The sequence below is a fragment of the Shewanella algidipiscicola genome (genome assembly GCF_003605125.1).
GTDB classification, from domain to species: Bacteria; Pseudomonadota; Gammaproteobacteria; order Enterobacterales; family Shewanellaceae; genus Shewanella; species Shewanella algidipiscicola.
In genome coordinates this window covers 92999-117518 of sequence record NZ_QPQT01000006.1, presented here as the reverse complement: position 1 = coordinate 117518, position 24520 = coordinate 92999, and the positions used below count along the sequence as shown (strand labels likewise).

Genomic DNA, 24520 nt, shown 5'->3' with positions numbered 1-24520 from the left:
TGTGTGGTGACAAATGGCTGTCTGATCCGTTAAATGGTACTATCAGGCGTTGATAAACATAATACTAATAAATCCAAGGAGTCATGCCTATTACGACAGATCAACGTGGTCTGTAAGGTATGAATAATGTAAGGAGTTTTGTGTGCAACAAGCACTAAATTTGTCGAATGACTTTTTGCAATTTACCCTCGCAAATCCAAAATCTATCCCTGAGCCGTTTACCTTTAGCATAGGTGAACACACCCGCGTACATATTTGGGATACTGGGGTGATTGCATTTGAGCCGAAGTCTAGCGGCGATGCACTAGTTAAAAATATTGTATTGTCCAGCGCCATACACGGTAATGAAACCGCACCCATTGAACTGTGTAACACGCTGATCACTCAGTTACTCAGCGGCCAACTGGTGACGCAGCAAAGGTTACTTTTTTTAATTGGTAATCCTGCAGCGATTTTAAATGGCACCCGTTTTGTTGAAGAAAACCTCAATCGACTTTTTAGTGGGGCACACTCCAGTGGACAAGGGCTTATCAACGCCGAGCGTGTGAGAGCTAAAAAGCTTGAGCGTTATGTCGATCGCTTCTTTATGGGTGGTCAGCCTAACTCGCCGCGATATCACTATGACTTACATACGGCTATTCGTGGTTCCAAGCATGAGAAGTTTGCCATTTATCCTTATCGTCAAGGTGCACCGTACAGTGGTGAGCAACTGATGTTTTTAGCCGCTTGTGGTATTAACACTGTGTTATTTCATCATGAGCCAACCACCACTTTTAGTTATTTTTCTGCTCATAATTATCAAGCCCATGCTTTTACTATCGAACTTGGCAAGGTAATGCCGATGGGCCAAAATGATATGACACGCTTTATTGCGTTAAAAACAATGTTAATTCAATTGATTAAAGGTGAACCTTTGGGATTGCCGGCCTTCGATAACACTCAGCTTAACCTTTACCAAGTTAATCGCTCTATCAATAAGCGTTATGACGATTTTGAGTTTACGTTTACCAGTGATGTGGAGAATTTTACCGCGTTTCCTAAAGGTTATGTGTTAGCAAAAGAGGGGGGGGCAGAGATTAAGGTTGATGCTGCATCCGAGTCTATCGTATTTCCTAATGCCAATGTGCCGGTCGGGCAAAGAACCGTGCTCTGTTTGGTGCCTGCACAGGGTTATCAGGTTAACTAAGGCGGCGCGCTAGGCTTGTAAAGCTAAATATACAACAATGTTAGATGCTAGTTAGTTACTTTAGACGAGTTGGGCTTGATAGGTAGTTTACGTTAACGTAACTTGAGGCTCACGTGTGAAGATAATACTGGCCAATGAATGGGTGTTAACACATTTGCTGGCAACTCAATAACAAGAAAACTCAGCTGATAAGAGAATAGTATGAGCAACACTAAGAGCACGACAGAAACTGTCCATCGGGTCAGCTTTCTTGATAAAGATTCGCTATCAATCCCGATTTTGAAGATCCTTCAAGCAGACGGCACCACGTTCGAAGAAGCGGTATTACCGGTGATCGACCAAGCTTTAGCTGAAAAAATTCATGACACCTGTGTCTTTACTCGCGTACTCGATGAACGCATGTTAGGTGCACAGCGTCAGGGACGCATCAGTTTTTACATGACCTGCACCGGTGAAGAAGCCTCGGTTGTTGGCAGTGTCGCGGCGCTCGATGATGAAGATGTTATCTTAGCGCAATACCGGGAGCATGCCGCGCTGCGTTACCGTGGATTTACCACCGAGCAGTTTATGAACCAGATGTTCAGCAATGAAAAAGATCTGGGGAAAGGCCGTCAAATGCCGATCCACTATGGTTGCAGTGCCTTGCATTATCAAACCATTTCATCGCCACTAGCAACGCAAATACCACAAGCCACAGGGGTCGGTTATAGCCTTAAAATGCAGGGCAAACGTAATGTTGCAATCTGTTACTTCGGTGAAGGTGCCGCCTCTGAGGGAGATTTTCACGCCGGATTGAATATGGCCGCCGTGCTTAAGTCGCCGACGATTTTCTTCTGTCGTAATAACGGCTATGCCATCTCAACGCCGACCAGCGAGCAGTTTGCCGGCAATGGTATTGCCAGCCGAGGCGTCGGTTATGGTATGCACACGATTCGCGTTGATGGTAACGACATGTTGGCAGTGCTTGCCGCTACCCAGCAAGCCAGAGCCTATGCGTTAGAGCATAATGCGCCAGTACTCATTGAAGCGATGACCTATCGCCTGGGCGCACATTCATCGTCAGATGATCCCTCTGGCTATCGCTCCAAAGAGGAAGAGGCGAAGTGGCAACAACATGATCCCGTGCAGCGGTTTAAATTGTGGATGATCAATAAAGGTTGGTTAGCTGAAAGCGATGACAGCGCTCTATATGAAAAATATCGTCAAGAGGTGTTAGCCTCGGTTAAAGTGGCAGAGAAACTGCCTGTTGTGACCATAGATGAACTGATAACCGATGTGTATGACACGCCAACGCCGCGTCTCGAGCAGCAACTCAAAAATCTTAAACAGCATATTAAGAAATATCCAGAGTCCTATCCAAATAGTGCAGGGAGAGTCTAAATCGTGGCAAAGATCAATATGTTACAAGCCATCAATGATGCCTTGACCATTGCAATGGAAACCGACGAGAAAGCAGTATTGTTTGGTGAAGATGTAGGCCACTTTGGTGGCGTATTTCGTGCCACCTCAGGCTTACAGGAAAAATTTGGCCGCGATCGCTGTTTTAATACCCCACTGACAGAGCAAGGCATTGCCGGTTTTGCTAACGGTTTAGCCTCAAACGGCATGACCGCGATTGCCGAAATCCAATTTGCCGATTATATCTTTCCAGCCATTGACCAAATCGTCAACGAGTCGGCCAAGTTTAGGTATCGCAGTGGTAACGAATTCAACGTCGGTGGCATCACTTACCGCACGCCTTATGGTGGAGGTATCGCTGGTGGTCATTATCATTCACAATCACCTGAAGCTTATTTCACTCAAACCGCTGGCTTAAAAGTGGTTGTGCCACGAAATGCCTATCAGGCTAAAGGCTTGCTACTGGCTTCTATTCGCGACAATAACCCTGTGGTGTTTTTCGAGCCTAAACGCTTGTACCGCGCCAGTGTCGGTGAAGTCCCTGAAGGCGCCTATGAGATAGAGCTAGGTAAAGCGGAAGTGGTTAAAGCGGGCACAGATATCACCTTATTGGCTTGGGGGGCGCAGATGGAGATCATCGAAAATGCAGCTTCGATGGCAGCCAAAAAGGGTATTTCATGCGAAATCATCGATTTACGTACACTTGCCCCATGGGATGTGGAGACAGTCGCGGCGTCAGTTAAGAAAACCGGTCGCCTGCTCATCAATCACGAAGCGCCATTAACGGGTGGCTTCGCAGGTGAAATTGCCGCCACGATTCAAGAAGAGTGTTTCTTGTATCTTGAATCTCCCATTAGCCGAGTGTGTGGCCTAGATACGCCTTACCCCTTGGTGCACGAAAAAGAATATATGCCAGATGCGCTCAAAACGTTTGAAGCGATCAAAGCATCGATGAAATATTAGGAGCGCAGGCATGATTAAAGAATTTATTTTACCCGATATAGGTGAAGGGGTCGTTGAGTGTGAACTGGTCGAATGGCTGGTGAGCGAAGGCGACATAGTGGTTGAAGACCAACCCATTGCCGATGTCATGACAGACAAAGCCTTAGTGCAAATTCCGGCACCCCATGCAGGTGTTATCAAAAAACTTCATTACAAAAAAGGCGACGTCGCAAAAGTGCATGCACCGCTTTATTCGGTGGAAATGGATGATGTTACTGAGACTAAATTATCGTCTGAGGAGGCCGTTAATTTAGCTAGCGTTCAAAATGATTCATCGCAAGATGATGCCAGCATAAGTGCCGTAAGCACCGCCATTGAAGAGTTTTTACTGCCTGATATTGGCGAGGGGATTGTCGAATGTGAATTAGTGGATTGGTTAGTCAAAGAAGGCGACATGGTGGTTGAAGACCAACCCATTGCCGATGTCATGACTGACAAAGCACTGGTGCAAATTCCGGCCATAAAGAGTGGTAAGGTTGTAAAACTGCATTACCGTAAAGGGCAACTTGCCCAAGTGCATTCACCGTTATTTGCTATTGAAGTGGAGGTGGAGTCGGCGCCTGCAGCGCAAGCTGTGTCGCAACCGCATGCCGCTAGTGCTGATAATGCGGCGACAGGTAATGACACCTTAGACGTCGAGGGGACATTACCTAGCAATGGTAAAGCACTCGCCAGCCCAGCAGTAAGACGTTTGGCACGCAGTTATGATATCGATTTAGCCAAAGTGCCTGGTACGGGCAAACATGGCCGCGTCTATAAAGAGGATGTCGAGCGTTATCGTGGCGGCGAAGCGGTTAAAGCCAAAGCGGCTAAAGCTGCCAGCAGCGCCGAGCAGATCACCACACCAGTGAGCCACCTACCTGATCGAGTCGAGCCCATTCGGGGCGTTCGCGCCGTGATGGCGAAGATGATGATGGAGTCGGTATCGACCATACCGCATTTCACCTATTGCGAAGAGTTAGACTTAACCGAGTTAGTTGCCCTGCGCGAATCGTTAAAGCAGCGTTATTCTAGTGATGAGTTAAAGCTCACTATGATGCCGTTTTTTATGAAAGCGATGTCGTTGGCCTTAAGTCAATTCCCCGATATCAATAGCCGTGTTAATGACGACTGCACCGAGCAAACCTTCTTTACTTCACACAATATAGGCATGGCGGTTGACTCTAAAGTGGGTTTATTGGTGCCTAATGTTAAAGATGTACAGCTTAAATCGATTCTTGACGTGGCCAGTGAGATCACTCGGTTAACTAAAGATGCCCGAAGTGGCAGGGTGAGCCCGCAGGACCTTAAAGGTGGCACCATTTCTATCTCTAATATTGGTGCATTAGGTGGCACAGTCGCAACGCCTATTATCAATAAACCTGAGGTAGCGATTGTGGCGTTAGGTAAACTGCAAACGTTGCCGCGCTTTAATGCGCTGGGCGAGGTAGAGGCTCGTAAGATCATGCAAGTGAGTTGGTCGGGTGACCATCGCGTTATCGATGGCGGCACCATTGCACGCTTCTGTAATTTGTGGAAACAGTATCTTGAACAGCCTCAAGAGATGCTGCTGGCTATGCATTAACAAAACGTTTTTTTGAAAAAGAGCGCTTAGCGCTCTTTTTTTTTAATGCTATTAATCTTTGGCCTGAATTAAGTATAATGACGTAAATTAATCCACTATTTTTGGTTTAAGCATGAGTCAGTTAGCTCCAAGTATATCAAACATACAATATCCATTTCCCGCTAAACCTATTCCGCTAAATGATGAGCAAAAACAGCATTATAAGGCGCGTATTAAGCAGCTTTTAAAAGAAAAGGACGCGGTGTTAGTAGCCCATTACTATACCGACCCAGAGATCCAGGCATTAGCCGAGGAGACTGGCGGTTGTGTATCTGACTCACTTGAAATGGCGCGATTTGGGCGCGATCATCCCGCTAAGACATTGATTGTAGCTGGGGTTAAATTTATGGGCGAAACCTCAAAAATCTTGAGCCCAGAAAAAACCGTCTTAATGCCCACCCTCGATGCAACTTGCTCATTGGATGTGGGTTGCCCCATCGAAACCTTCAGTGCTTTTTGCGACGCTCATCCCGATCATACCGTCGTGGTTTATGCCAATACATCTGCAGCGGTCAAAGCCCGCGCCGATTGGGTGGTTACCTCTAGCATTGCACTGGAAATTGTTGAGCATCTAGATAGCGAAGGTAAAAAAATCATCTGGGGCCCAGACAGACACTTAGGCAGTTACATTGCCAAGCAAACTGGTGCCGAGATGTTGATGTGGCAAGGTGAGTGTATTGTCCATGATGAATTTAAGGCCAAGGCATTACGTGAACTCAAAGCACTGCATCCAAATGCAGCCGTGTTAGTTCATCCTGAGTCACCCGCCAGTGTCGTCGAGTTAGCCGATGCGGTGGGTTCAACCAGCCAGTTGATTAAAGCTGCACAATCAATGGATAATGACACCTTTATCGTGGCAACTGATAAGGGCATTTTCTATAAGATGCAGCAAGCTGCACCTAACAAAACATTAATCGAGGCGCCCACTGGTGGTAACGGAGCAACCTGCCGAAGCTGTGCCCATTGCCCTTGGATGGCGATGAACGGCCTACAAGCCATTGAGGCAGCGTTAAGTGACAGTGACCGTGCACGACATGAGATATTTGTCGATGAGTCTTTGCGTCAAAGGGCCTTGTTACCGTTAGACAGAATGCTCAACTTTGCCAAAGCGTTAAATATGCAAATTAAAGGTAATGCCTAACACCGCCACGGAGTAGCTGAAAAGTGGTCAATAAGGCTGTAAATTATCCAACAGCTAAGTAAACTTGATATTACACAAAAAAAGCGCCTTTAAAGGCGCTTTTTTGATGGCTGAATTTGTTCTAATGCCGCGCAGTGCTAGAGCAGAAGCGCATTGCACTTCATTGCTTGAAGGCTTAACAGACTCTGTCTCACTGGATTTGGCTTTAGTTTATGTTTTGTTGGCATTTTCATTACATTTGGATTGTGTGCTAGTGTTTATAAACTAAGACCTCATACAGCGAGCCATTGGTTCACACTACGGAGCGTCTTAAAGATGATAATACAATGGCTTAAAACATGCAGCGTTAGGGATAACCAATCATGAATATGCAATGGGTAAGTAATCTCTCAATAAAAAACAAACTGTTACTTGTTATCGTGCCGCCTATTCTTGGGGCGTTATTTTTTGGCTTATACGTTGTTTATGGTCAATATCAAATACAGCAAGGACTTAGCCAAATAGAAACTCTGGCTGAGTTCTCGCAGGTGAACAGTAATTTAGTTCATGAATTGCAAAAAGAGCGCGGCATGAGCGCAGGATTTCTTGGGTCAAAAGGGCAAGCGTTTGCCGATAAGTTGCCTAACCAACGTCAGTTCAGCGATCAACAAGTCAATACATTTAGCGCTTTTACGTTGAACCACACCATCCCAGCGGGTTTTACAACTCAGATGAACAAGGTTAACAGTATGCTTAATCGACTCGATGAGGTGCGCCGGCGTATCGATCAACAGACTATTAGTGTGGCTGAAGAAGTGCAGTATTATAGCGAGCTTAATGCCGCCTTATTGACCATTGTTGACCACGCTAGCTTGCAGGGGGATAACCGTGCTATTGCCATTCAATCTGCTAGTTTTGCAGCATATTTGCAGATGAAAGAACGTGCCGGAATCGAGCGGGCTGTATTAAGCTCCACGTTTGGTAACCCAAGCTTTAAACCAACTATGTTTCTTAAATTTGCCACACTAGTGTCAGAGCAAAATACCTATGAAGAGCGCTTCTTGGCTTTGGCGACTCCTCAGGTTAAGTCTGCGTACCAACAACTTGCTAATTCTTCTACTTTTACCGAGGTAAATCAGCTACGTAGTATCGCCTTTAGCCAAGACCCACAACAGCTACAAGCTAACAGTTCGACTCAATGGTTTGCCAAGTCGACCGCGAGAATCGAAGCCCTGCGGCAATTTGAGCTGCGCTTATCCAACGAGTTGTTAACTGATACCCGTGCAGCTTTGACCCAAGCTACCACCTTGATGATCAGCGCCATCGTGTTGATGTTGGCCTCAGGTTTAGTTGTCATTGTGCTGTCACTGTTCATCGGTCGTTATCTGCATCGTTCACTGCGCAACCTATACCATAAAGTGACTGAATCGCAGCAACATTATGATTTGAGTGTACGGGTAGCCGTATCTGGACGTGACGAGATCGCGCAATTGGGACAAGCGTTTAACCACATGATGACAGATTTTGAAACGGTTATCGGCACGGTGCGCACTAACACCAAAGGCTTGCTTAATGCTTGCCAAGAGATGGAAGGCTATGCGCGCAATATGCGCGAAGATGTCACTCAAGGTCATAGCGAAGTCGATCAAGTTGCGTCGGCCATGACGCAGATGAGTGCCACGGTACAAGAGATTGCTCAAAATGCGGTGCAAGCATCAGAAGCGTCGGCAAAAGCCAATAAAGAAGCCCAAGAGGGCAGCCAAGAAGTAGAGCGTACGGCTGAGTCAATCAATCAGCTGGCTATCGAAATTGATGAAGCGGCAGTGGCAATCAATCATCTTGATAAAGATATTAAAGGGATTGTCGATGTGCTTAGCGTGATCAGCGGCATTGCCGAGCAAACCAATTTATTGGCACTCAATGCCGCGATAGAGGCAGCGCGCGCCGGTGAGATGGGACGTGGATTTGCCGTGGTGGCCGATGAAGTCAGAAACCTCGCTCAACGAGCGCAGACATCCACAGAAGATATCCGTAGCATGACAGAGCGTCTAGAGCGTGGTGCACTGCTCGCCGTAAAAGCGATGGAAGCGGGCAAGGCGCGTGCCGAGACTAGTGTTGTCGAGTCTCGTCGCGCCGGTGAAGAATTAGTGCGTATTGTGAATGAAGTCAGTGTTATCGATAGCATGAACGAGCAAATTGCAGCGGCAACACATCAACAGTCGGTTGTCTCTGAAGAGGTGAATCAAAATGCGATGAAGATAAGTGAGATTTATCGTAACACCCATGATGTATCCGATAAGCTCAGTCAGCTAAACGAAGCCTTGCTTAACGATGTCAGCGCTATGTCACAACTCGTGAGTAAGTTTAAGTAACTCACTGACTAGTGAGTTGGGTATGCAATTTAGGTTTTCATCAGCTTGCTTGCATATGCATCATGTTGTACACCACAGATATAAGACACTTTCGTCAGAGCCAAACCAGAATAGGGCTGGGAAACAAGAAAACTGGTGAACTATTACGCAAATGCTTGACACAGTTGTTTTATTGCTTGACCCAGTTTAGTGATTTGCGTAAAGTGTCGCTCCGTTGGCCGCATCGAATCTTAAGGTTCCGATAACGCTAATGATACGGTGAGATGTCCGAGTGGCCGAAGGAGCACGCCTGGAAAGTGTGTATACGGAAACGTATCGAGGGTTCGACTCCCTCTCTCACCGCCAAATTCAAGTTTAAAGACGTCCTAGGGCGTCTTTTTTCTTATCTGCTTTTTATAAAATCAATGATTTATCGTCCTACCGTGTCTATTAGCAGTCATACTGCATCCAGCTTTTATAGTTATGCTTGGTTTTTAAAAGCATAACTTTGGGTGAGTTATTGCTTTGGAGGCTGCATGGTAAGGAATACTAAGTCAGCTAACAACAAGACCGTTGTGAATAAACCTAAGGATAACCCATAAAGACTACCTGATGCTGGTGGGGTTATTTTTATTAACTGGCGGCGGATATAGGTTTAATGGCGAATGTACGTCAGTGTCTATCTTGTTAGTTGGCCAAAATACCATTGGGCCCAAAGTGAACGCAGCGTTTTGCGAGCGTCTCTTCTACTGGCGAAAGCGGGCGTTTGGCAGGTTGTAACTGTTATATCGGTTTCGGATTCAATCTTAGTCAGAGTTTCTGGGTAGGGTGTGCTATGGCAAAACGCGCGAGCAATGTTTGATAAGTATCAGTGCTGCTCCATTCATCGAAACTGAGTCCCGTGGGTGAGGTCGTTGAGTTTAGGTGCTCGCCATAGAAGGGGCCCGCTCATGTAACAGCTGATTGAGTGTCAAAATGATGTGATTCAAAGCATCGTGCCTGAGCGAGGTCTCGCGCAATAGTTGCAGTCTGGTGTCTCCCCGTTGGCTTGCCATAGTGACTCCTTAATGGCTGTGATTGATTGCCGCTGTGCTTGATAAGCCCCGTTATTATTGATAAGTCCGATAGATGAGGACCTTGTGAGCTCAATACTTGAACTCACAAGGGTTTTCGAACTATCTCAATAAAAGTCTGACTTAGAAGCGATAGTCCAAGGTTAAGCTGGCACTGCGCGGCGTACCGTATTGGAATTGGCTGTATTGACCGACTTGGCTGTAGTAGGTTTTATCTAAGGCGTTGTGCAGGTTGGCGCTAAGCTTAAGTTGCTCGGTGAAGGCGTAACTTGCCATCAAACTTGCCAGTGCATAGGAGCCTTGCTCTACTTCGACTTTGCCAAGTGGCGAATTGACCGTTTGATAGACTCGGCTCTGCCAGTTAACCCCTGCTCCCATTTGCAATTTATGCCAATCACCACCAAAGGTATAAGTGGTGAAGAGTTTTAATTGCTGACGTGGTGAAGTGGTACTGATGCGTTTACCATCTGGGTCTTCGGTGGTGAACTGGGTGTAGCCTAAGTAAACATTCCAATCATCAGTGATTTTACCTGTCGATTCAAATTCGAATCCCTGTGTTTTTGTACCGTTTACGCCTTCATACACTTGTGTTGTTGTTCCTGGGATCACATCGCCAGTGCGGACTCCGACATTGTCTTGTCTGATCTCAAACACCGACAGTGACATATCTAAGGCCTCATCGAATAGACTCGCCTTAATCCCGCCTTCGTAGTTTTTTCCTTTGACCGGATCTAGGTAGCTTTTATCGATTCTTTGCTTAGTTTGCGGCGCAAAAATGTCTGTATAGCTGGCGTAGAGCGAATATTGCTCGGTCAGAGCGTAAGTGAGGCCAAAGTAAGTGGTGAGTTCGTTGCTGATGCTGAAATCGTATAGGCTGCCAAAGTTATCTTGGTCGGTTTGCCATTCATTGAGGCGTAATCCGACAAGGACAGCTAAGGCATCGCTGAGATTAAGCTGAGTCGCCACATAGGCGGCACTCTGCTTGGTTTCGCCAGATGAGCCAATGTCTGAGGTATCTTGCCATTGAGGTTTAGGGTACTGGAAGTTTGGATCGCGAAAATCCCCCAGTGGCGGCACTGCAGCAGTGGGGGAATAATAGGGATTGGCAAATTCTTGTCGCTGACCATTCCAGCCAAACATCAATTGATGTTCCTGACCAAAGAGTTGGAATTGTCCTTCGGCACGTAAATCCACATTGTGTTGGGTGCGACTGCCGTCGACATAGGCGATAGAGCCTGCAGTGGCGCCAATGTTGGTGATAGGATCGGGATAGCCTGTGGCCCATAGCACATCGAACTGCAATGAGTTGTCGCCATAGGTGTACGTCCCTTTTAGGTTCCAGCCATTATCAAATCTGTGCTCGAGACTGGCAAAGGTGTTGAGGCCTTGGGTATGCGCCGAGCCCCAATCGGGCGCTGTTGAAGTGGCGCGATCATAGTTAGTGCGACTGCCATCGCTGTAAAAAAGTGGTAAACCGCCCGACATAGTGCCGCTCGGCGTGGCATCTTGGTAATCAACCCCTAGGGTGAACAAGGTGCTATCGCCAATATCGGTTTCGACTATGCCGTATAGCGTGGTGCGCTGCTGCTCGTATCTGTCTTGGAATGAATCCTTATCCTGATAGGCGGCCACTACGCGGCCGCGCACAGACCCTGAATCATTTAAGGCGCTGGACACATCGACCATACCGCGCACATTATTCCATGAGCCCACACTTAACGAGGTGCTGCCCATAAACTCTTGGGTTGGGCGTTTACGGATAAGGTTAATGGCCGCCGAGGGATTACCGGCTCCCGTCATGAGTCCCGTCGCGCCGCGTACCACTTCTACTCGCTCGTAGATGGCAGTGTCGATCAGATTATCGCCATAGTTGAAGCGGGTGTCGTAGGTGGTGGGCACGCCATCGTACAGTATGCTGGTTACGGCAATGCCGCGGGCACTAATGCTGTATCTGTCATTATCCATAGGGCGGGCATTGATCCCGGCAACGCTGGTCATGGCATCAATCACGCTATTAAGCTGTTGATCGTTCATCATTTGACGGGTGATAGACGTGACCGACTGCGGCGTTTCTAAATAGGATAAATCGAGCCCCGTCGCTGTATTCATCCCTTGGGTTTTATAGCGATTGTCGTGTAAATCTTTGGCGCCAATGACATTGATGATTTCAATCTCTTTCTGGTGTTTCTTAGTCTTACCATCCGCATCGACAGTGTCTGCTACGGCATGGGGCACACTGGCTAACATGGCTGAGCACAGCAGTAGCTTTGGGTTAACGAGGGCTTGTCTGCAGACGAGTGCGATGCTGGAGAGAGGAAAAGTCTTCATAATGGTGATCTTTAATTCCATTTAGGTTGGGTTTAAATAAAGTGGGCCAGTTAGTAGCCCACACAAACGTTTCGTAAAGTTTCAGGTCTGAGCTGCGTGTTAACGTGTTTTCGGCTCAGCGCTGTCAAGCATAGGGCGCTTAAAGGCATGGCTTTGTCTAAAGGCCGCCAAGGGATTGTCGATACCGCCGGCGAAACGCAGGTTTTTCTCCCTGTCGGCGAGGTCTATCATTTGTTGGTTGTTATTCAATTGGATACGATTAAGGCAGGTGCGGACAAAGCTGTCCTTAAACAGATCGTATTGGACAAACTTGGCGGCCAAATGTGGATGTTGGGCTTGGTAGTCACGTACATTGTCCGCCACTAATTCCCAGAATTGGCTTTCACTGACGCTGGTTTGCTCATCGAGCAGCGGTGCTAAATAGCGGAAAATACAGTCAAAAATATCCAGTAAGATGTAGTTAAGCTTCATCTCTTCTTCAAGGCTTACCGCAAGGCGTTTTACATCTTCAGGTAGCGGCTTCGCGCCATTGAGTACCGCGACTTCTTCGCCTATGTCTTTCATTAAAATCTTGACTGGCACATATTCATCCAGCACTAAGATCAGGTTTTCCCCGTGCGGCATAAAGACCAGCTCGTAGGCGAAAAACGCGGGCAATAAGGGCGATAAATACAAGTTGAGGTAACGGCTTAGCCACTCTTTGGCTGGCAAGCCTGAGGCCATTATTAAGGCCGAAATCAGTGTTTTATCTTCATGATCCGTGTTCAGCAGGGCAGCTATGGTCACCAAATCTGACATAAAGGGGTTATATAGACTTGAGGATTTGAGTAGCATGTCTGGATGCCAGTCAAAACTGGTTTTGGCATCTAGCAAAAAGCAGTTAAAGCCGTCGATAGGTTCTGATAAGGCGGCGAGACCAAGATTGAATGGGCCAATGCCGAGTAGCTCAAAGACTTCACTATCAATTTCCATTTTTTTATTAGTCACTTACTTCTCCTTTGGCAGCATGCTGCCTATCCAGTGAACAGTTACCTATGGACGTAAATCCAGCTGTCTAAATAGCTATGTGGTCATCACTCTTGCAGTGATGAACGTGATTTTTAACGCTGTCCTTAGGCTATTTTTTCTGCAGTCTCTGTCTCGGTAACGGCGAGTAAATTAGCACGCAACAAAGCGTAAATACAAATCATTCTCATTTGGTGGATATGAGTTAATACTTTTAATTGACAAATAAACGGATTTGGTAAGATTAACAACGTATATGACTGCAAGGTGATCGGCTAAAAAATAAGTTTAAGAATATATAATCGAGCGATGGGACGATAAATTAACTTTAAAAGTCTATTAATACAGTTGGTTAATGAGATTGTTGATAAATAGAGGGTAATTAAGGCGTCGGTAATGTTGGCTAAGTCCGATGGGGGAGGCGTCGCTAAACTGTCAATGTAAATCCTGTGTAAAGTGCAGATTGCCGTTTTACCGTGACCATCTCCTTAACCCCTAACTATTTACAGACTATGGAGAGGTTTAGGGCTAGACCAAAAGCCTTATAAACCGCTATAGTCTTTGCCTTTGATACTCATTTTGAATCTAAGTTGTATTTGTATTATGCGCAATTGTAAGTTTGTAAATATTTTGTTTGTCTCTCTATTGTGGATCCCTCTGGCCGCTTCCTCTGCTGTGAATGAGCAGGCTCTGTGGTTCCCTCAAACCGATGTATCTCTGGATTCACGCTATCAAAGCGTTTTATTGGATAACGGTTTACGTGTGATTACAGTTGAAAATCATGATGATAAGGGATTGTCCATACGTATGTTAGTCGATGCAGGTTCATTTCAAGAGCAAGGGCAAGATCCTGGGCTGGCTCATTTCTTGGAACATATGGCCTTTAATGGTTCAAGCAATGTCGCTGAAGGTGAGATGATTGCGATGCTTGAAAGACACGGTTTAGCATTTGGGGCAGATACCAACGCGACCACGAGTATGACTAATACTAATTATCAACTCGACTTACCAAAGGCTGACATTGATAGTATTAATACGGCATTGTTTTTATTGCGAGAGACGGCTTCTGAGTTAACTTTAGATAAAGAGGCAATAGAAAGGGAACGAAAGGTTATTAAGTCTGAAGTACGCGAACGTCAATCTGTTGCACTCGCTCGGGCGCTTGATGTAGCGGACTTCATTTACGCCGGAGCTGATCTGCCTAATAAAATTGGTTTGGGGACAATCAAAGGGATGGATAACGTCACCCAAAAAGATTTAAAAAGTTTTTATCAAACTTTTTATGCCCCAAAAAATACGACCTTGATTTTAGTCGGTAATGTTACTCATAAAAAAATGATTGAACGTGTTAAACATTATTTTTCAGATTGGAGTAATGATCAATTTCAACCAGTCATCGATCCTACTTTTAAAATTATCTTACCTAAGAAACCTGAAGTTAAAGTTTTTAGCGATCCAAATGAAAACTCTCGTATTGAGATTAACTTTATCGAAAAAGAATCGCTTAAGGCTATCAGCAGCGAAACCATTTTAGAAAATTGGACCAATATGTTGGGACTGGCAGCATTAGCATATCGTATTGACCTGTTAACGTATGAAAGTGGTGGCCGTATTATGGCTCCCAGTATTTCATCGGATTTTGAGCTAGGGAATCTGCGTGTAAGTCAAATTGGGTTGGCTACAGCTGACCAAGATTGGATATATGGCCTCAATACTATGACGCAATCGTTACGCCAGATAACGGAGTATGGGTTTAGTCAGGCCGAAATTGAGCGTCAGCTGAATAAGTTAGAAAAAGAGTTGCAGCTTAATGTTGAAACCGCAGTAGATGCGACTAATGCTGCGATCGCCAACGGCGTCATGCATGCTGTAGATAATACTCGTGTTATTATATCGGCAGAATTAACACTATCTTTGTTTAATCAATTACGTCACAAGCTGACGCTCAAATCGATTAATGAGGCTTTTCGCATTAGATGGGGTACACAGCCTCCTCGTATTCATTTGACTGAGCGAAGCAATGCACAGGGGTTAGAGCAGAAGGTAGTTGAAGCATATTCTCATAGTCAGCTTGGCAGTGTGGCGCGTTATGAGGATAAAGTGGGAACTGAATTTGCTTACACCGACTTTGGTAAGCTAGGTAAAGCGCAATTAGTTAGCACTTCTGATTATGGTGGGATACTGAGCTATCGATTTGATAATGGTGTCATGCTTAATGTTAAGCAAACTGATTTTGAGCAAAGTGTTGTATATATATCTGTGCGGGTGGGTAACGGATTGATGGGACTAAAAAAAGAACAGTCACCATTAATTTACCTCTATAATGTGGGTATGGCCACTGGTGGGCTTAAAGCCCATGATATTAATGATTTGAGGCGTATATTTACGGGTTCGACCATGGGACTCGATTCGAGTGTAGATACTTCTGCATTTATCTCTAGACAGGCGGTAAAAAGTGAAGATGCACTTAATCAGCTTAGGGTTTATACGGCGTTAATGGTAGATGGCGGCTATCGTGATCAGGGAAAAACTTTTGCGATTCAGACACTCAATAATTACTTAGCGTCATACCAAAAAAGCCCTGAAGAGGTAATGGCTTATAATATTGGGTCTAAATTACATGGCGAAGATGGACGGTGGTCCGGACCATCCATAAAAGAGCTTAGTGCGTTTTCTATGTCTGACTTGAAACCAATAATGGATGACGCTATTTCCAATGGTCCAATAGAGGTAGGTATTGTTGGAGATATTTCTCCCCAAGAGGCTATTGACTACGTAGCCGAAACATTTGGTGCTCTGGCCATAGAGGCTAGCAGAACAACTGAGCGATATCAGATAGCGTTTCCGCCAATCATTAAGGAGGAAGTAACTTGGTATCACAAAGGGGAAAAAAATACAGCTCTTGCCAGTGGCTATTGGGATCTGCCAGATGCCCGTGATAGCAAACAAGCGTTGCATTTCTTATTGTTGGAAAATGTGATTCAGCAACGTGTAACAAGTGAAATTAGAGAGGCCATCGGTGCCGCTTATAGTCCATGGGTTGATCGCATGCAATCATATGATTTTAAGGACTTCGGTTATTTGGCGATAAATAGCAATACAACCGTTGCTCAAGTTGACGAGATTTTTTCAGTCTATAAGAGGGTGCTAAAATCTCTGCAAACAGACTTAATCAGCGATGATGAGCTCAAGCGAGCTGTAACCCCCATAATTGAGGCAGTCGAACAGCAGAACGAGAGTAACGGTTATTGGTTTAGTTTGACATCAACTGCACAAACTTATCCTGATATCATTGATTCTAATAGGATCACTACTGAAGATTTGCCTGCGGTGACAAGGGAAGAACTCATGGCAGTGGCTAAACTGATCGATGTCGATAAGATGCTTGAGATTAAAGTGCTTCCTGAAATTTAATGGCACTGAAACAAGCGTATTGCCGTTTGAAAGGGCGATGCAAACTCTCCATGGTTACAGAGAGCGTTGCTCTTATACAGCATAAGTTAGCCGTTCAGCCGTGAGTCTATTCCTAGTGTTATATTCAAAAAAGACGCCTTAGTGCGTCTTTTTTGTGTAGTAAAATTAAGTATACATTTTATTTTGTACTGCATACGTTTGTGTCGTTACAAATTGTGCCCTACGATAGAATTTATTATAATCAGATGATAATGTTTAGGTGTAGGTCTACTCTCAATGGAAAATAAAACAGCACGATTTACCGTATTACTTGATCCTGCCAAGAAGCAAGCTTTTGAGCAGCTCTGTGCCTCTCAAGACTTAACCCCGTCACAAGTGGTGCGCCAGCTTATTCGTGGCTACCTTGAGCAACATGATGTGAGTTATGGTCAACAAACGCCAACGCATAACCCAAAAGTGAGAAGTTAAGTTAGTTTTGCTGCAGAGAAATCAAAGTTGGCTAGCTGAAACATGATAATTTTATTATAATGCCATTATCATTTTGGTCAGAGCGAATGTCTGATGCGTCATGCTGGCTTGAGGCAGCTTATGTTATTGATAAGGCTTTGACCGTTATATTTTGTAAATTAAAGAGAGTTAGTGATGAGCGATATAATCCCACCATGTCCAAAATGTGAGTCTCCTTATGCGTATTCAGATGGCACGTTATTGATCTGCCCTGAGTGTGCTAATGAGTGGAATCCAAACGAAGAGATCGTTGATCCAGATGCCATCATCTTGAAAGATGCCGTGGGTAACTTATTAGCCGAAGGTGATAAGGTCACGTTGATTAAAGATCTTAAAGTGAAAGGCTCTTCACTGGTGCTTAAAGTCGGCACGAAAGCCGTGATCAATCGTTTCGTTGATGGCGACCACGACATCGACTGTAAAGTTGATGGTAACGGTCAAATGATGTTGAAGTCACAGTTTGTCAGAAAACAAAACTAATCATTTTAGTTGGGTTTGAATAATACCTGCGATCAGCAGGTATTTTTTTTGCCTTAAATTGGCTAATGAAAATGCAGATATGAGTATTTTTAAAGATTCTTAGCCCACTGATAGCTTAGGGAATTTATCGGATAATGCATGTAACGCCCCCATATCATAACAAGGGGCTAAACAGATAAAATACGTGTTCAATAAAACGTTTATAAAGCGCTCTATTTTGCCAACGAGCTAAATTAAGCTGTTCAGCATTATCAATATATTGTTGTTGTAATTGGGCTAATTTAGCGGCAAAGACGATGTCGTCAACGGCAAGCGTAAGTTCAAAGTTAAGCCATAAACTGCGCATATCCATGTTAACTGTGCCGATAAGGCAGTGTTCGTCATCGATCATCACCGATTTAGTGTGTAAAAGTCCGCCATTAAATTGATGAATTTTAACCCCCGCTTTAAGCAATTCGCCAAAGAAAGAGCGACTAGCCCATTTGACCATGGTGGAGTCGTTTTTACGTGGAATGATAATATTCACATCCACGCCGCGGTGGGCGGCGGTAGCTAATGCGTCGAGTAGGTTTTCACTGGGCACAAAGTAGGGGGTGGTGATAACAATTTTACGCCGAGCTTCATAAAGACTTTGCAGTAATACTTGATGGATCACTTCTTCTGGCATGCCAGGACCCGATGGGATCACCTGAACGAGTGAAGTTGCGCTGGGTAATACTGGGTTATCAATAGGTTGCTGGGGTAATTCGCGCTGGTTGGTTTCTACCTCCCAGTCCCATGCGCTAACAGCGCTGACAATCGGCACCACAGGCCCTGTGATACGTACCATCACATCAATCCATTGGCCAACACCTTGGGTTTGCTTAAAGTATCGCGGATCGATGAGGTTCATTGATCCGGTATAGCCAATGGTATTATCGATGACTACAATTTTTCGATGCAGGCGTAAATCCAGACGCCGAAAGAACATCCTTAGCGGGCTAACAGCTAAGGCACCAACGACTTGAATGCCGTGGCTACGCAGTTGGCTGGGCCATTTGGATTTGAAAAATTGGCGACTACCAGCTGCGTCAAGCAAGAGCTTTATTTTCACACCTCTAAGGGCTGCACTGATCAGGGCTTGGGCCACATTGTCGGCTTTACCACCGGGGTGCCAAATATAAAACTCCATGATGATGCTTTCTTTTGCGGCATCAATATCGGCAATGATTGAGTTTAAAATTTGCTCTGGCGTGTTTTGCAGTATTAAGTTGTTGCCGCTTAAAGAAGGAATAGCCAATTGACTGTCACACAATTGACTTATAGAAACACCATAGTGACTTTGGCAGTGTGGTTGGTGTTGAGGATGCTGGTACAGCTTGGCAAACCATTGTCCGTATGGCCTAAACATCGCTTTAGAACGAGTGGCTCGAGATTTTCCTAAGTGTAATTCGCCAAATAGCAGATAGGCGCCAATACCGATAAAGGGCAGAAAGTAGATCACCAATAACCAAGAAAATGACACCCCAATGGTGCGACGTTTAATGACCACGCGTACCGCGACAGCGCCCAATGTTAACCAATAGAGTAATACGCCAGCAATAGTCAGTATTTGATAAAAATTTTCCATAATTGTGTGGCACTTAGCCTTGGTTGTTGTAATAGGGCACGCTATGCTTGATTGTACTGATTTATCATAATAAAACGTAGCTATACACTCAAATTCGAGTCAATTATAGGTTAAGTAAGGAAAATGATTGGTTTCAACACGACTCAAAGTCGGCTTAGGGGCCTTAATGCTGCTAGTGCCGTTATTTTATATTGTTCTAGTACAGCAACTTAATGGTCGTACCGAGGTAATGATGAGCCAAGTTGAGCCCATGTTTGTATCGCAATGCCAGCAAACGAGCTCCGCAGAGGCTTTGGACAGAGATGGCTTGCTCAATATCGCGGTTTGGAATATTTATAAGCAACAGAAACCGCAATGGCAAGGGGTGTTACAACAACTGACGGCACAAAATGAGTTAGTACTACTACAAGAGGCGCGCTTAACTCACCGTTTTGCGAATTATTTACAACAACAGCATGTGGTGATGGCGAAAGGCTTTAAATGGTTGAATGTGCCTATGGGAGTGATGAACCTGTCCTGGCAATCGGCCTATGAAGCCTGTGCTTTTCAAGCTCCTGAGCCGCTTATCCGCTTTGCCAAATCGACCTTAATTGCACAATATCGGTTGTCGAACCATCAATCATTATTGGTGATTAATTTGCATGGGGTGAATTTTGATTGGCGCCTTGATTCTTACCGAGCGCAGTGGGAGCAGATCATTAAAAAAGTGGCGCTGCATCAAGGGCCTGTGGTGCTTGCTGGTGACTTTAATACTTGGCGTGAGGGACGTTTGCGGGTTGTCGAACAGCTCACTGAACGGCTTAAGCTAAAAGAAGCTAAGTATCATATTGATCATAGGCACAGAGTATTTGGCTTGCCGCTGGATCATCTTTATTACCGCGGCTTAACGTTACTTGAAGCCGAGTCATTTAAGACTAAGGCGTCAGATCACAATCCCATAGTGGCTAAGTTTACACTGATAAATTGAGTGGCCGTTTTGCAGCACTTGCCTATTGAAGTTAGGGCAGGCAGACTGGCCTCCTTTGGCGATTTTCAATAATAGGCTTTACGGTGCAGCAACTCTTACAACAGGTTTTTGGTTTCAATACGTTTCGCCCAGGTCAACAGCAAGTGGTTGAAACCATTATGGCTGGTCGCAGTGCAGCGGCTATTTTCCCCACTGGCTCGGGTAAGTCTTTATGCTATCAATTACCCGCGTTAGCCTTGCCACATTTAACGATTGTGGTGTCTCCTTTATTGGCCTTGATCCAAGATCAACTGGCATTTTTACATCAAAAAGGCATCGCGGCTGCAAGTATTGATTCCACCCAAAGCCATCAACAAACCCAAGCGGTTATGGAAGGGATCCGTCAAGGTCAGATTAAGATTTTAATGATCTCTGTTGAGCGGTTTAACAATGAACGCTTTCGGCAATTTATCTCCAATGTGCCTATCTCATTGCTGGTGGTCGATGAGGCCCACTGTATTTCAGAGTGGGGGCACAATTTTAGGCCAGATTATTTAAAACTACCTCAATATCAGCGTGATCTTGGCATTCCTCAAACCTTGTTGTTAACGGCGACAGCGACACCACAAGTGATTGAGGATATGGGGGCTAAATTTAACATTCCCCGTGATGATATTGCGCTAACCGGGTTTTATCGCGCCAATTTACACCTTAATGTTAAAGGGGTGAGCGGCGAAGATAAGCTAGCAACGTTGATTGACTGGCTACGACCTCGTCAAGCTCAGCACGGCATTGTCTATGTCACGTTACAGCAAAGTGCCGAGCAAGTGGCCAGTGCGCTTAATCGTGCCAATATAGCCGCAAAAGCTTACCATGCTGGTATGGACAGCGATATTCGTCAAGCGATACAGCGTGATTTTATGGCAGGAAATTGCCCGATCATTGTGGCGACGATCGCCTTCGGTATGGGGGTCGATAAACAAGATATACGATTTGTGGTGCATTATGATCTGCCTAAGTCGATAGAAAACTATGCTCAAGAGATAGGTCGAGCCGGACGCGATGGCTTACCATCTGACTGCTTAGTCCTTGCCAACACCGATAACCTTAATGTGTTACAAAACTTTGTGTATGGGGATACGCCCGATAAGCTAGGTATTGCGTATGTGTTACATGAAATTGTGCAAGCCAAACAACAATCGTCACAATGGGAAGTGATGCTCAATACTCTTTCAATGCAATCTAATGTGCGCCTTTTAAGCTTAAAAACCTTATTGGTGTATTTAGAGATGCTTAAGGTGATCAAACCCGCTTTTAGTTATTACGCCGAATACCGTTTTAAGTTGTTGTGCAGTGAAGAGGAGCTTATTGCCCGCTTTAGCGGTGAGCGTCAGGCATTTGTGCACGCATTGCTCTCTAGTGCAACTAAAGCCAGAGTGTGGTACAGCATCGATTTTGATGCGCTAAATCGGCATTATCCAAGTGACCGTAACCGAGTAATATCTGCTATCAATTATTTTGAAGAGAAAGGCTTAATAGAGTTGCAAACGAAGCAGATGACCGAGGTTTATCAATTGCTTGAATTCGATCAAAATATTGATGCTTTAGTGGAGAAATTACATCTGCAGTTTTTACGTAAAGAGCAAAGTGAGATTGCGCGGATCCAAGCCATGGTTGATATGCTAGGCAGTGACCACTGCTTAACCCGCCGATTATCAGCTTATTTTGCCGATGAACAGTTGACGCAAGATTGTGGTCATTGCTCGGTATGTACCCAAGGTGCAGCCGAGTTACCCCATAACACCAGATTGACGCCACTTGCGAGCAAACCTTTTGCGGCGCTGTGTGACGGATTGCTGCGCCTATTAGGCGATCGAGCCGATGCCAATATGTTAGCTCGTGCCTTATGTGGTTTACCCACGCCTTTATTTACCAAACTTAAATTACGCCGCGATCCTAATTTTGCCGTGCTAGAGTCTTATCCGTTTGCCGACGTGAAAGCCTGGTGCCAGCAACATTTAGGCTAGTGCGCTTGGCTACTGCAGTCATCATGTATCGCACTGCAAGTGCTTTATCAATAGGGCTTTTATTGCAATAAGCTTGATTGAATCGCTTTTGATTAAATAGTATTTAATCAAAAGCATTTAATTGAATAGCTCTTTATTACCATTGGGCCTTGGGTCAGCTAGAGCCTTAAATAAAGCTGATTCTGACCTGACACTCAAGTGTACTGGCAGAGTCAATTTTGCGATCTATAGCAATAATGTGGTCATATCAACAAAGGGATTGGCTCGATAGCCACTGTAGTGCACTAATTATACTCTGTAGATTGAGTAGGCTTTTTGTAACAACCTTTGTCAATATTAACCCTTTAGCTGCAATTTACTCGCTAACGTGATTAACTCTGGCGGCGTTTGACCTAAATTAAACTGTAAAGATCACATGGTGTAATTGGCTATCAGTACGTTTAGCACCTTATGTCACGCGGGCTGTAGGCAAAGGTTGAATTTCTGCTGTTATCTCTATTAATGCCAACCACTAGCAATGCAGCTTATGATTTATCTTTGACGCGAGTCATGGTGATAAAAGTGTGAGTCAGTAACGCTTAAAGATAAACATCAATTTGGAGCTAAAGACAAATACAGTGCCAAATGATTAAAAACTTAAAATAAACTACAACAATAAACTAAAAACTATTAGGGAAGCCAAGATGAAAAAATCCTTTCTTGCTGCAGCCGTTGTGCTCGTGTTAGGCGGTTTGACTGCCTGTCAACAACAGACCGTGGCACCGAGCGCGCCCGCCATGACGCAAGCGACACAATATCAATTTGAGCAGTATTCACAGCAATTTATCGATGCATTTTGGCAAGAGTCACCCACTTGGGCTCTGTACAGTGGTTATCATAAATATGATGCACAGTTAAAAGTACCTAATGCGGCCAATCGCGCGTTATCACTGCAATTTATCGATCAGCAGTTGGCGCAGCTCCAGCAGTTTGAGCCGCAATCATTGTCGGCGAATCAACTGATCGACTATCGCTTGATTGAAAATTTGCTGCTGCGGGATAAATGGGAGATAGAGACCTTTAAATCATGGCAATGGGATCCCTCGGCCTATAATGTCGCCGGTGGGTTTGCGCAGATCATCAATGAAGATTTTGCTCCGCTTGATGAACGCCTGCGCTCATTTTTAGGTCGCATGGAAAATGTCCCCGCTTATTATGTTGCCGCGCGCGCTAACATTAACAATCCAACCCTTGAACATACTCAGCTGGCAGTGATGCAAAATGAAGGGGCGTTTGCGGTTTTCTCTGATGAACTGCTGGATACGGTTAAAAGCTCAGGATTAAGCGAGTCCGAAAAAGCACTGTTTGTTAGTCGTTTTAACGCAGCAACCAACGCCATTAATGAGCATATACAGTGGCTTAAATCTTTAGAAAGTCAGCTTGAAAAAGAGGGCGCGCGCAGCTTTAGGATTGGGGAGGCGCTATACGAGCAAAAATTTGCCTTTGATATTCAGTCAGGCATGACGGCAAAAGCATTGTATGAGAAAGCGTTAGCCGATAAGGATCGCGTTCAAGCCGAAATGGCCAAGCTCACCACGCAGCTGTGGTCGACCTATTTTACCACGCCTATGCCAAGCGACAGCACAGTGGCGACTCGTCAGCTGATCGATAAATTGTCGGCCAAACACGTTAAACGGGAAGACTTTGTCAATGAGGTGCGGGCACAAATTCCTCAGTTGGTTAAGTTTGTCAACGATAAACAGTTAGTCACATTAGATCCTAACAAGCCGTTAGTGGTGCGTGAAACACCCGAATACATGCGCGGTTTTGCTGGCGCCTCAATTAGCGCTCCTGGGCCTTATGAAAAATCCAGCAATACTTATTACAATGTGACGCCACTCGATGATATGAGCGATGAGTCTGCCGAGAGCTATCTGCGCGAATATAATCACTGGATTTTACAGGTACTCAATATTCATGAGGCGATCCCAGGTCACTATACCCAATTAGTTTATTCTAATGAGTCGCCAAGCTTAGTCAAAAGCCTCTTTGGTAATGGTGCTATGGTCGAAGGTTGGGCGGTGTACACCGAGCGTATGATGCTTGAAGAGGGTTACGGTAATTTTGAACCTGAAATGTGGTTAATGTATTACAAATGGAACCTGAGAGTCATTGCCAACACCATTTTAGATTATGCCATTCAAGTTAAAGGCATGACTGAAGCTGAAGCGTTAGCATTGATGACGCAAGAGGCGTTTCAACAGGAAGCGGAGGCGCAAGGTAAATGGCGCCGCGCAACATTGAGTCAAGTGCAATTAACCAGTTATTATGCGGGTTACCGTGAGATCTATGACTTTAGAGAGGAGTTAAAGCAGGTTGAGGGGGATAAGTTTGACCTTAAATCTTTCCACGAGACCTTTTTAAGTTATGGTAGTGCACCGGTAAAATACATTCGTCAGTTGATGTTAGCGCAGCAATAACGGCTTAATACG

General features: G+C 45.0%; 15 protein-coding genes, 1 tRNA gene and 1 pseudogene. 13 read left to right on the top strand and 4 right to left on the bottom strand.

Annotation, left to right across the window (positions count from 1 at the left end; all coding sequences use genetic code 11):
* Positions 1–142: 142 nt before the first annotated feature.
* From astE to DVO77_RS07960, 7 genes are all read left to right on the top strand, one after another.
* Entirely contained in the window at positions 143–1186 is a 1044-nt protein-coding gene (gene astE / locus DVO77_RS07990) for a succinylglutamate desuccinylase (RefSeq protein WP_119977961.1), read from the top strand.
* Positions 1187–1387: 201 nt separating this feature from the next.
* A complete protein-coding gene (locus tag DVO77_RS07985; RefSeq protein WP_110457681.1) occupies positions 1388–2566 on the top strand; it encodes a thiamine pyrophosphate-dependent dehydrogenase E1 component subunit alpha in 1179 nt (392 codons plus the stop codon).
* A gap of 3 nt (positions 2567–2569) precedes the next feature.
* Complete coding sequence (locus DVO77_RS07980; RefSeq protein WP_110457680.1) at positions 2570–3547, top strand: alpha-ketoacid dehydrogenase subunit beta; 978 nt, start codon at positions 2570–2572, stop codon at positions 3545–3547.
* 10 nt (positions 3548–3557) lie between these two features.
* A complete protein-coding gene (locus tag DVO77_RS07975; RefSeq protein WP_119977960.1) occupies positions 3558–5150 on the top strand; it encodes a dihydrolipoyllysine-residue acetyltransferase in 1593 nt (530 codons plus the stop codon).
* A gap of 112 nt (positions 5151–5262) precedes the next feature.
* Complete coding sequence (gene nadA / locus DVO77_RS07970; RefSeq protein ID WP_119977959.1) at positions 5263–6330, top strand: quinolinate synthase NadA; 1068 nt, start codon at positions 5263–5265, stop codon at positions 6328–6330.
* Between the two features lie 362 nt (positions 6331–6692).
* Positions 6693–8681 (top strand): methyl-accepting chemotaxis protein, encoded by a 1989-nt coding sequence (locus tag DVO77_RS07965; RefSeq protein WP_110457677.1) that lies wholly within the window; start codon positions 6693–6695, stop codon positions 8679–8681.
* A 257-nt stretch (positions 8682–8938) separates the two neighbouring features.
* Positions 8939–9026, top strand: a tRNA-Ser gene (locus DVO77_RS07960).
* Between the two features lie 322 nt (positions 9027–9348).
* Here the strand turns inward: DVO77_RS07960 and DVO77_RS19375 are convergent.
* From DVO77_RS19375 to DVO77_RS07945, 3 genes and pseudogenes are all read right to left on the bottom strand, one after another.
* Positions 9349–9715 (bottom strand): annotated as a pseudogene (locus DVO77_RS19375) (iron reductase); the annotation flags it as partial.
* 141 nt (positions 9716–9856) lie between these two features.
* Positions 9857–12082: a TonB-dependent siderophore receptor gene (locus tag DVO77_RS07950; RefSeq protein ID WP_162924164.1), complete on the bottom strand. Its 2226-nt coding sequence runs from the start codon at positions 12080–12082 to the stop codon at positions 9857–9859.
* A gap of 78 nt (positions 12083–12160) precedes the next feature.
* Positions 12161–13033: an IucA/IucC family C-terminal-domain containing protein gene (locus DVO77_RS07945; RefSeq protein WP_162924169.1), complete on the bottom strand. Its 873-nt coding sequence runs from the start codon at positions 13031–13033 to the stop codon at positions 12161–12163.
* A gap of 636 nt (positions 13034–13669) precedes the next feature.
* Between DVO77_RS07945 and DVO77_RS07940 the strand changes: the two genes are divergently transcribed.
* From DVO77_RS07940 to DVO77_RS07930, 3 genes are all read left to right on the top strand, one after another.
* Positions 13670–16480, top strand: coding sequence for a M16 family metallopeptidase (locus DVO77_RS07940; protein ID WP_119977957.1), 2811 nt, complete (start codon positions 13670–13672; stop codon positions 16478–16480).
* A 276-nt stretch (positions 16481–16756) separates the two neighbouring features.
* Positions 16757–16948 (top strand): CopG family transcriptional regulator, encoded by a 192-nt coding sequence (locus DVO77_RS07935; RefSeq protein WP_110457674.1) that lies wholly within the window; start codon positions 16757–16759, stop codon positions 16946–16948.
* A 174-nt stretch (positions 16949–17122) separates the two neighbouring features.
* Positions 17123–17467, top strand: a complete 345-nt coding sequence (locus DVO77_RS07930; RefSeq protein WP_110457673.1) for a zinc ribbon domain-containing protein YjdM — start codon at positions 17123–17125, stop codon at positions 17465–17467.
* A gap of 154 nt (positions 17468–17621) precedes the next feature.
* Here the strand turns inward: DVO77_RS07930 and cls are convergent, their stop codons facing one another.
* Positions 17622–19076, bottom strand: a complete 1455-nt coding sequence (cls, locus tag DVO77_RS07925; protein ID WP_110457672.1) for a cardiolipin synthase — start codon at positions 19074–19076, stop codon at positions 17622–17624.
* 127 nt (positions 19077–19203) lie between these two features.
* On the opposite strand from cls, the gene DVO77_RS07920 reads away from it, so the two are divergent.
* The 3 genes from DVO77_RS07920 (at position 19204) to DVO77_RS07910 (ending at position 24508) form a co-directional block, all read left to right on the top strand.
* A complete protein-coding gene (locus DVO77_RS07920) occupies positions 19204–20043 on the top strand; it encodes an endonuclease/exonuclease/phosphatase family protein (RefSeq protein ID WP_249038133.1) in 840 nt (279 codons plus the stop codon).
* An 83-nt stretch (positions 20044–20126) separates the two neighbouring features.
* Positions 20127–22049, top strand: coding sequence for a RecQ family ATP-dependent DNA helicase (locus DVO77_RS07915; protein WP_119977955.1), 1923 nt, complete (start codon positions 20127–20129; stop codon positions 22047–22049).
* A 683-nt stretch (positions 22050–22732) separates the two neighbouring features.
* Positions 22733–24508: a DUF885 domain-containing protein gene (locus tag DVO77_RS07910; protein WP_119977954.1), complete on the top strand. Its 1776-nt coding sequence runs from the start codon at positions 22733–22735 to the stop codon at positions 24506–24508.
* Positions 24509–24520 lie beyond the last annotated feature (12 nt).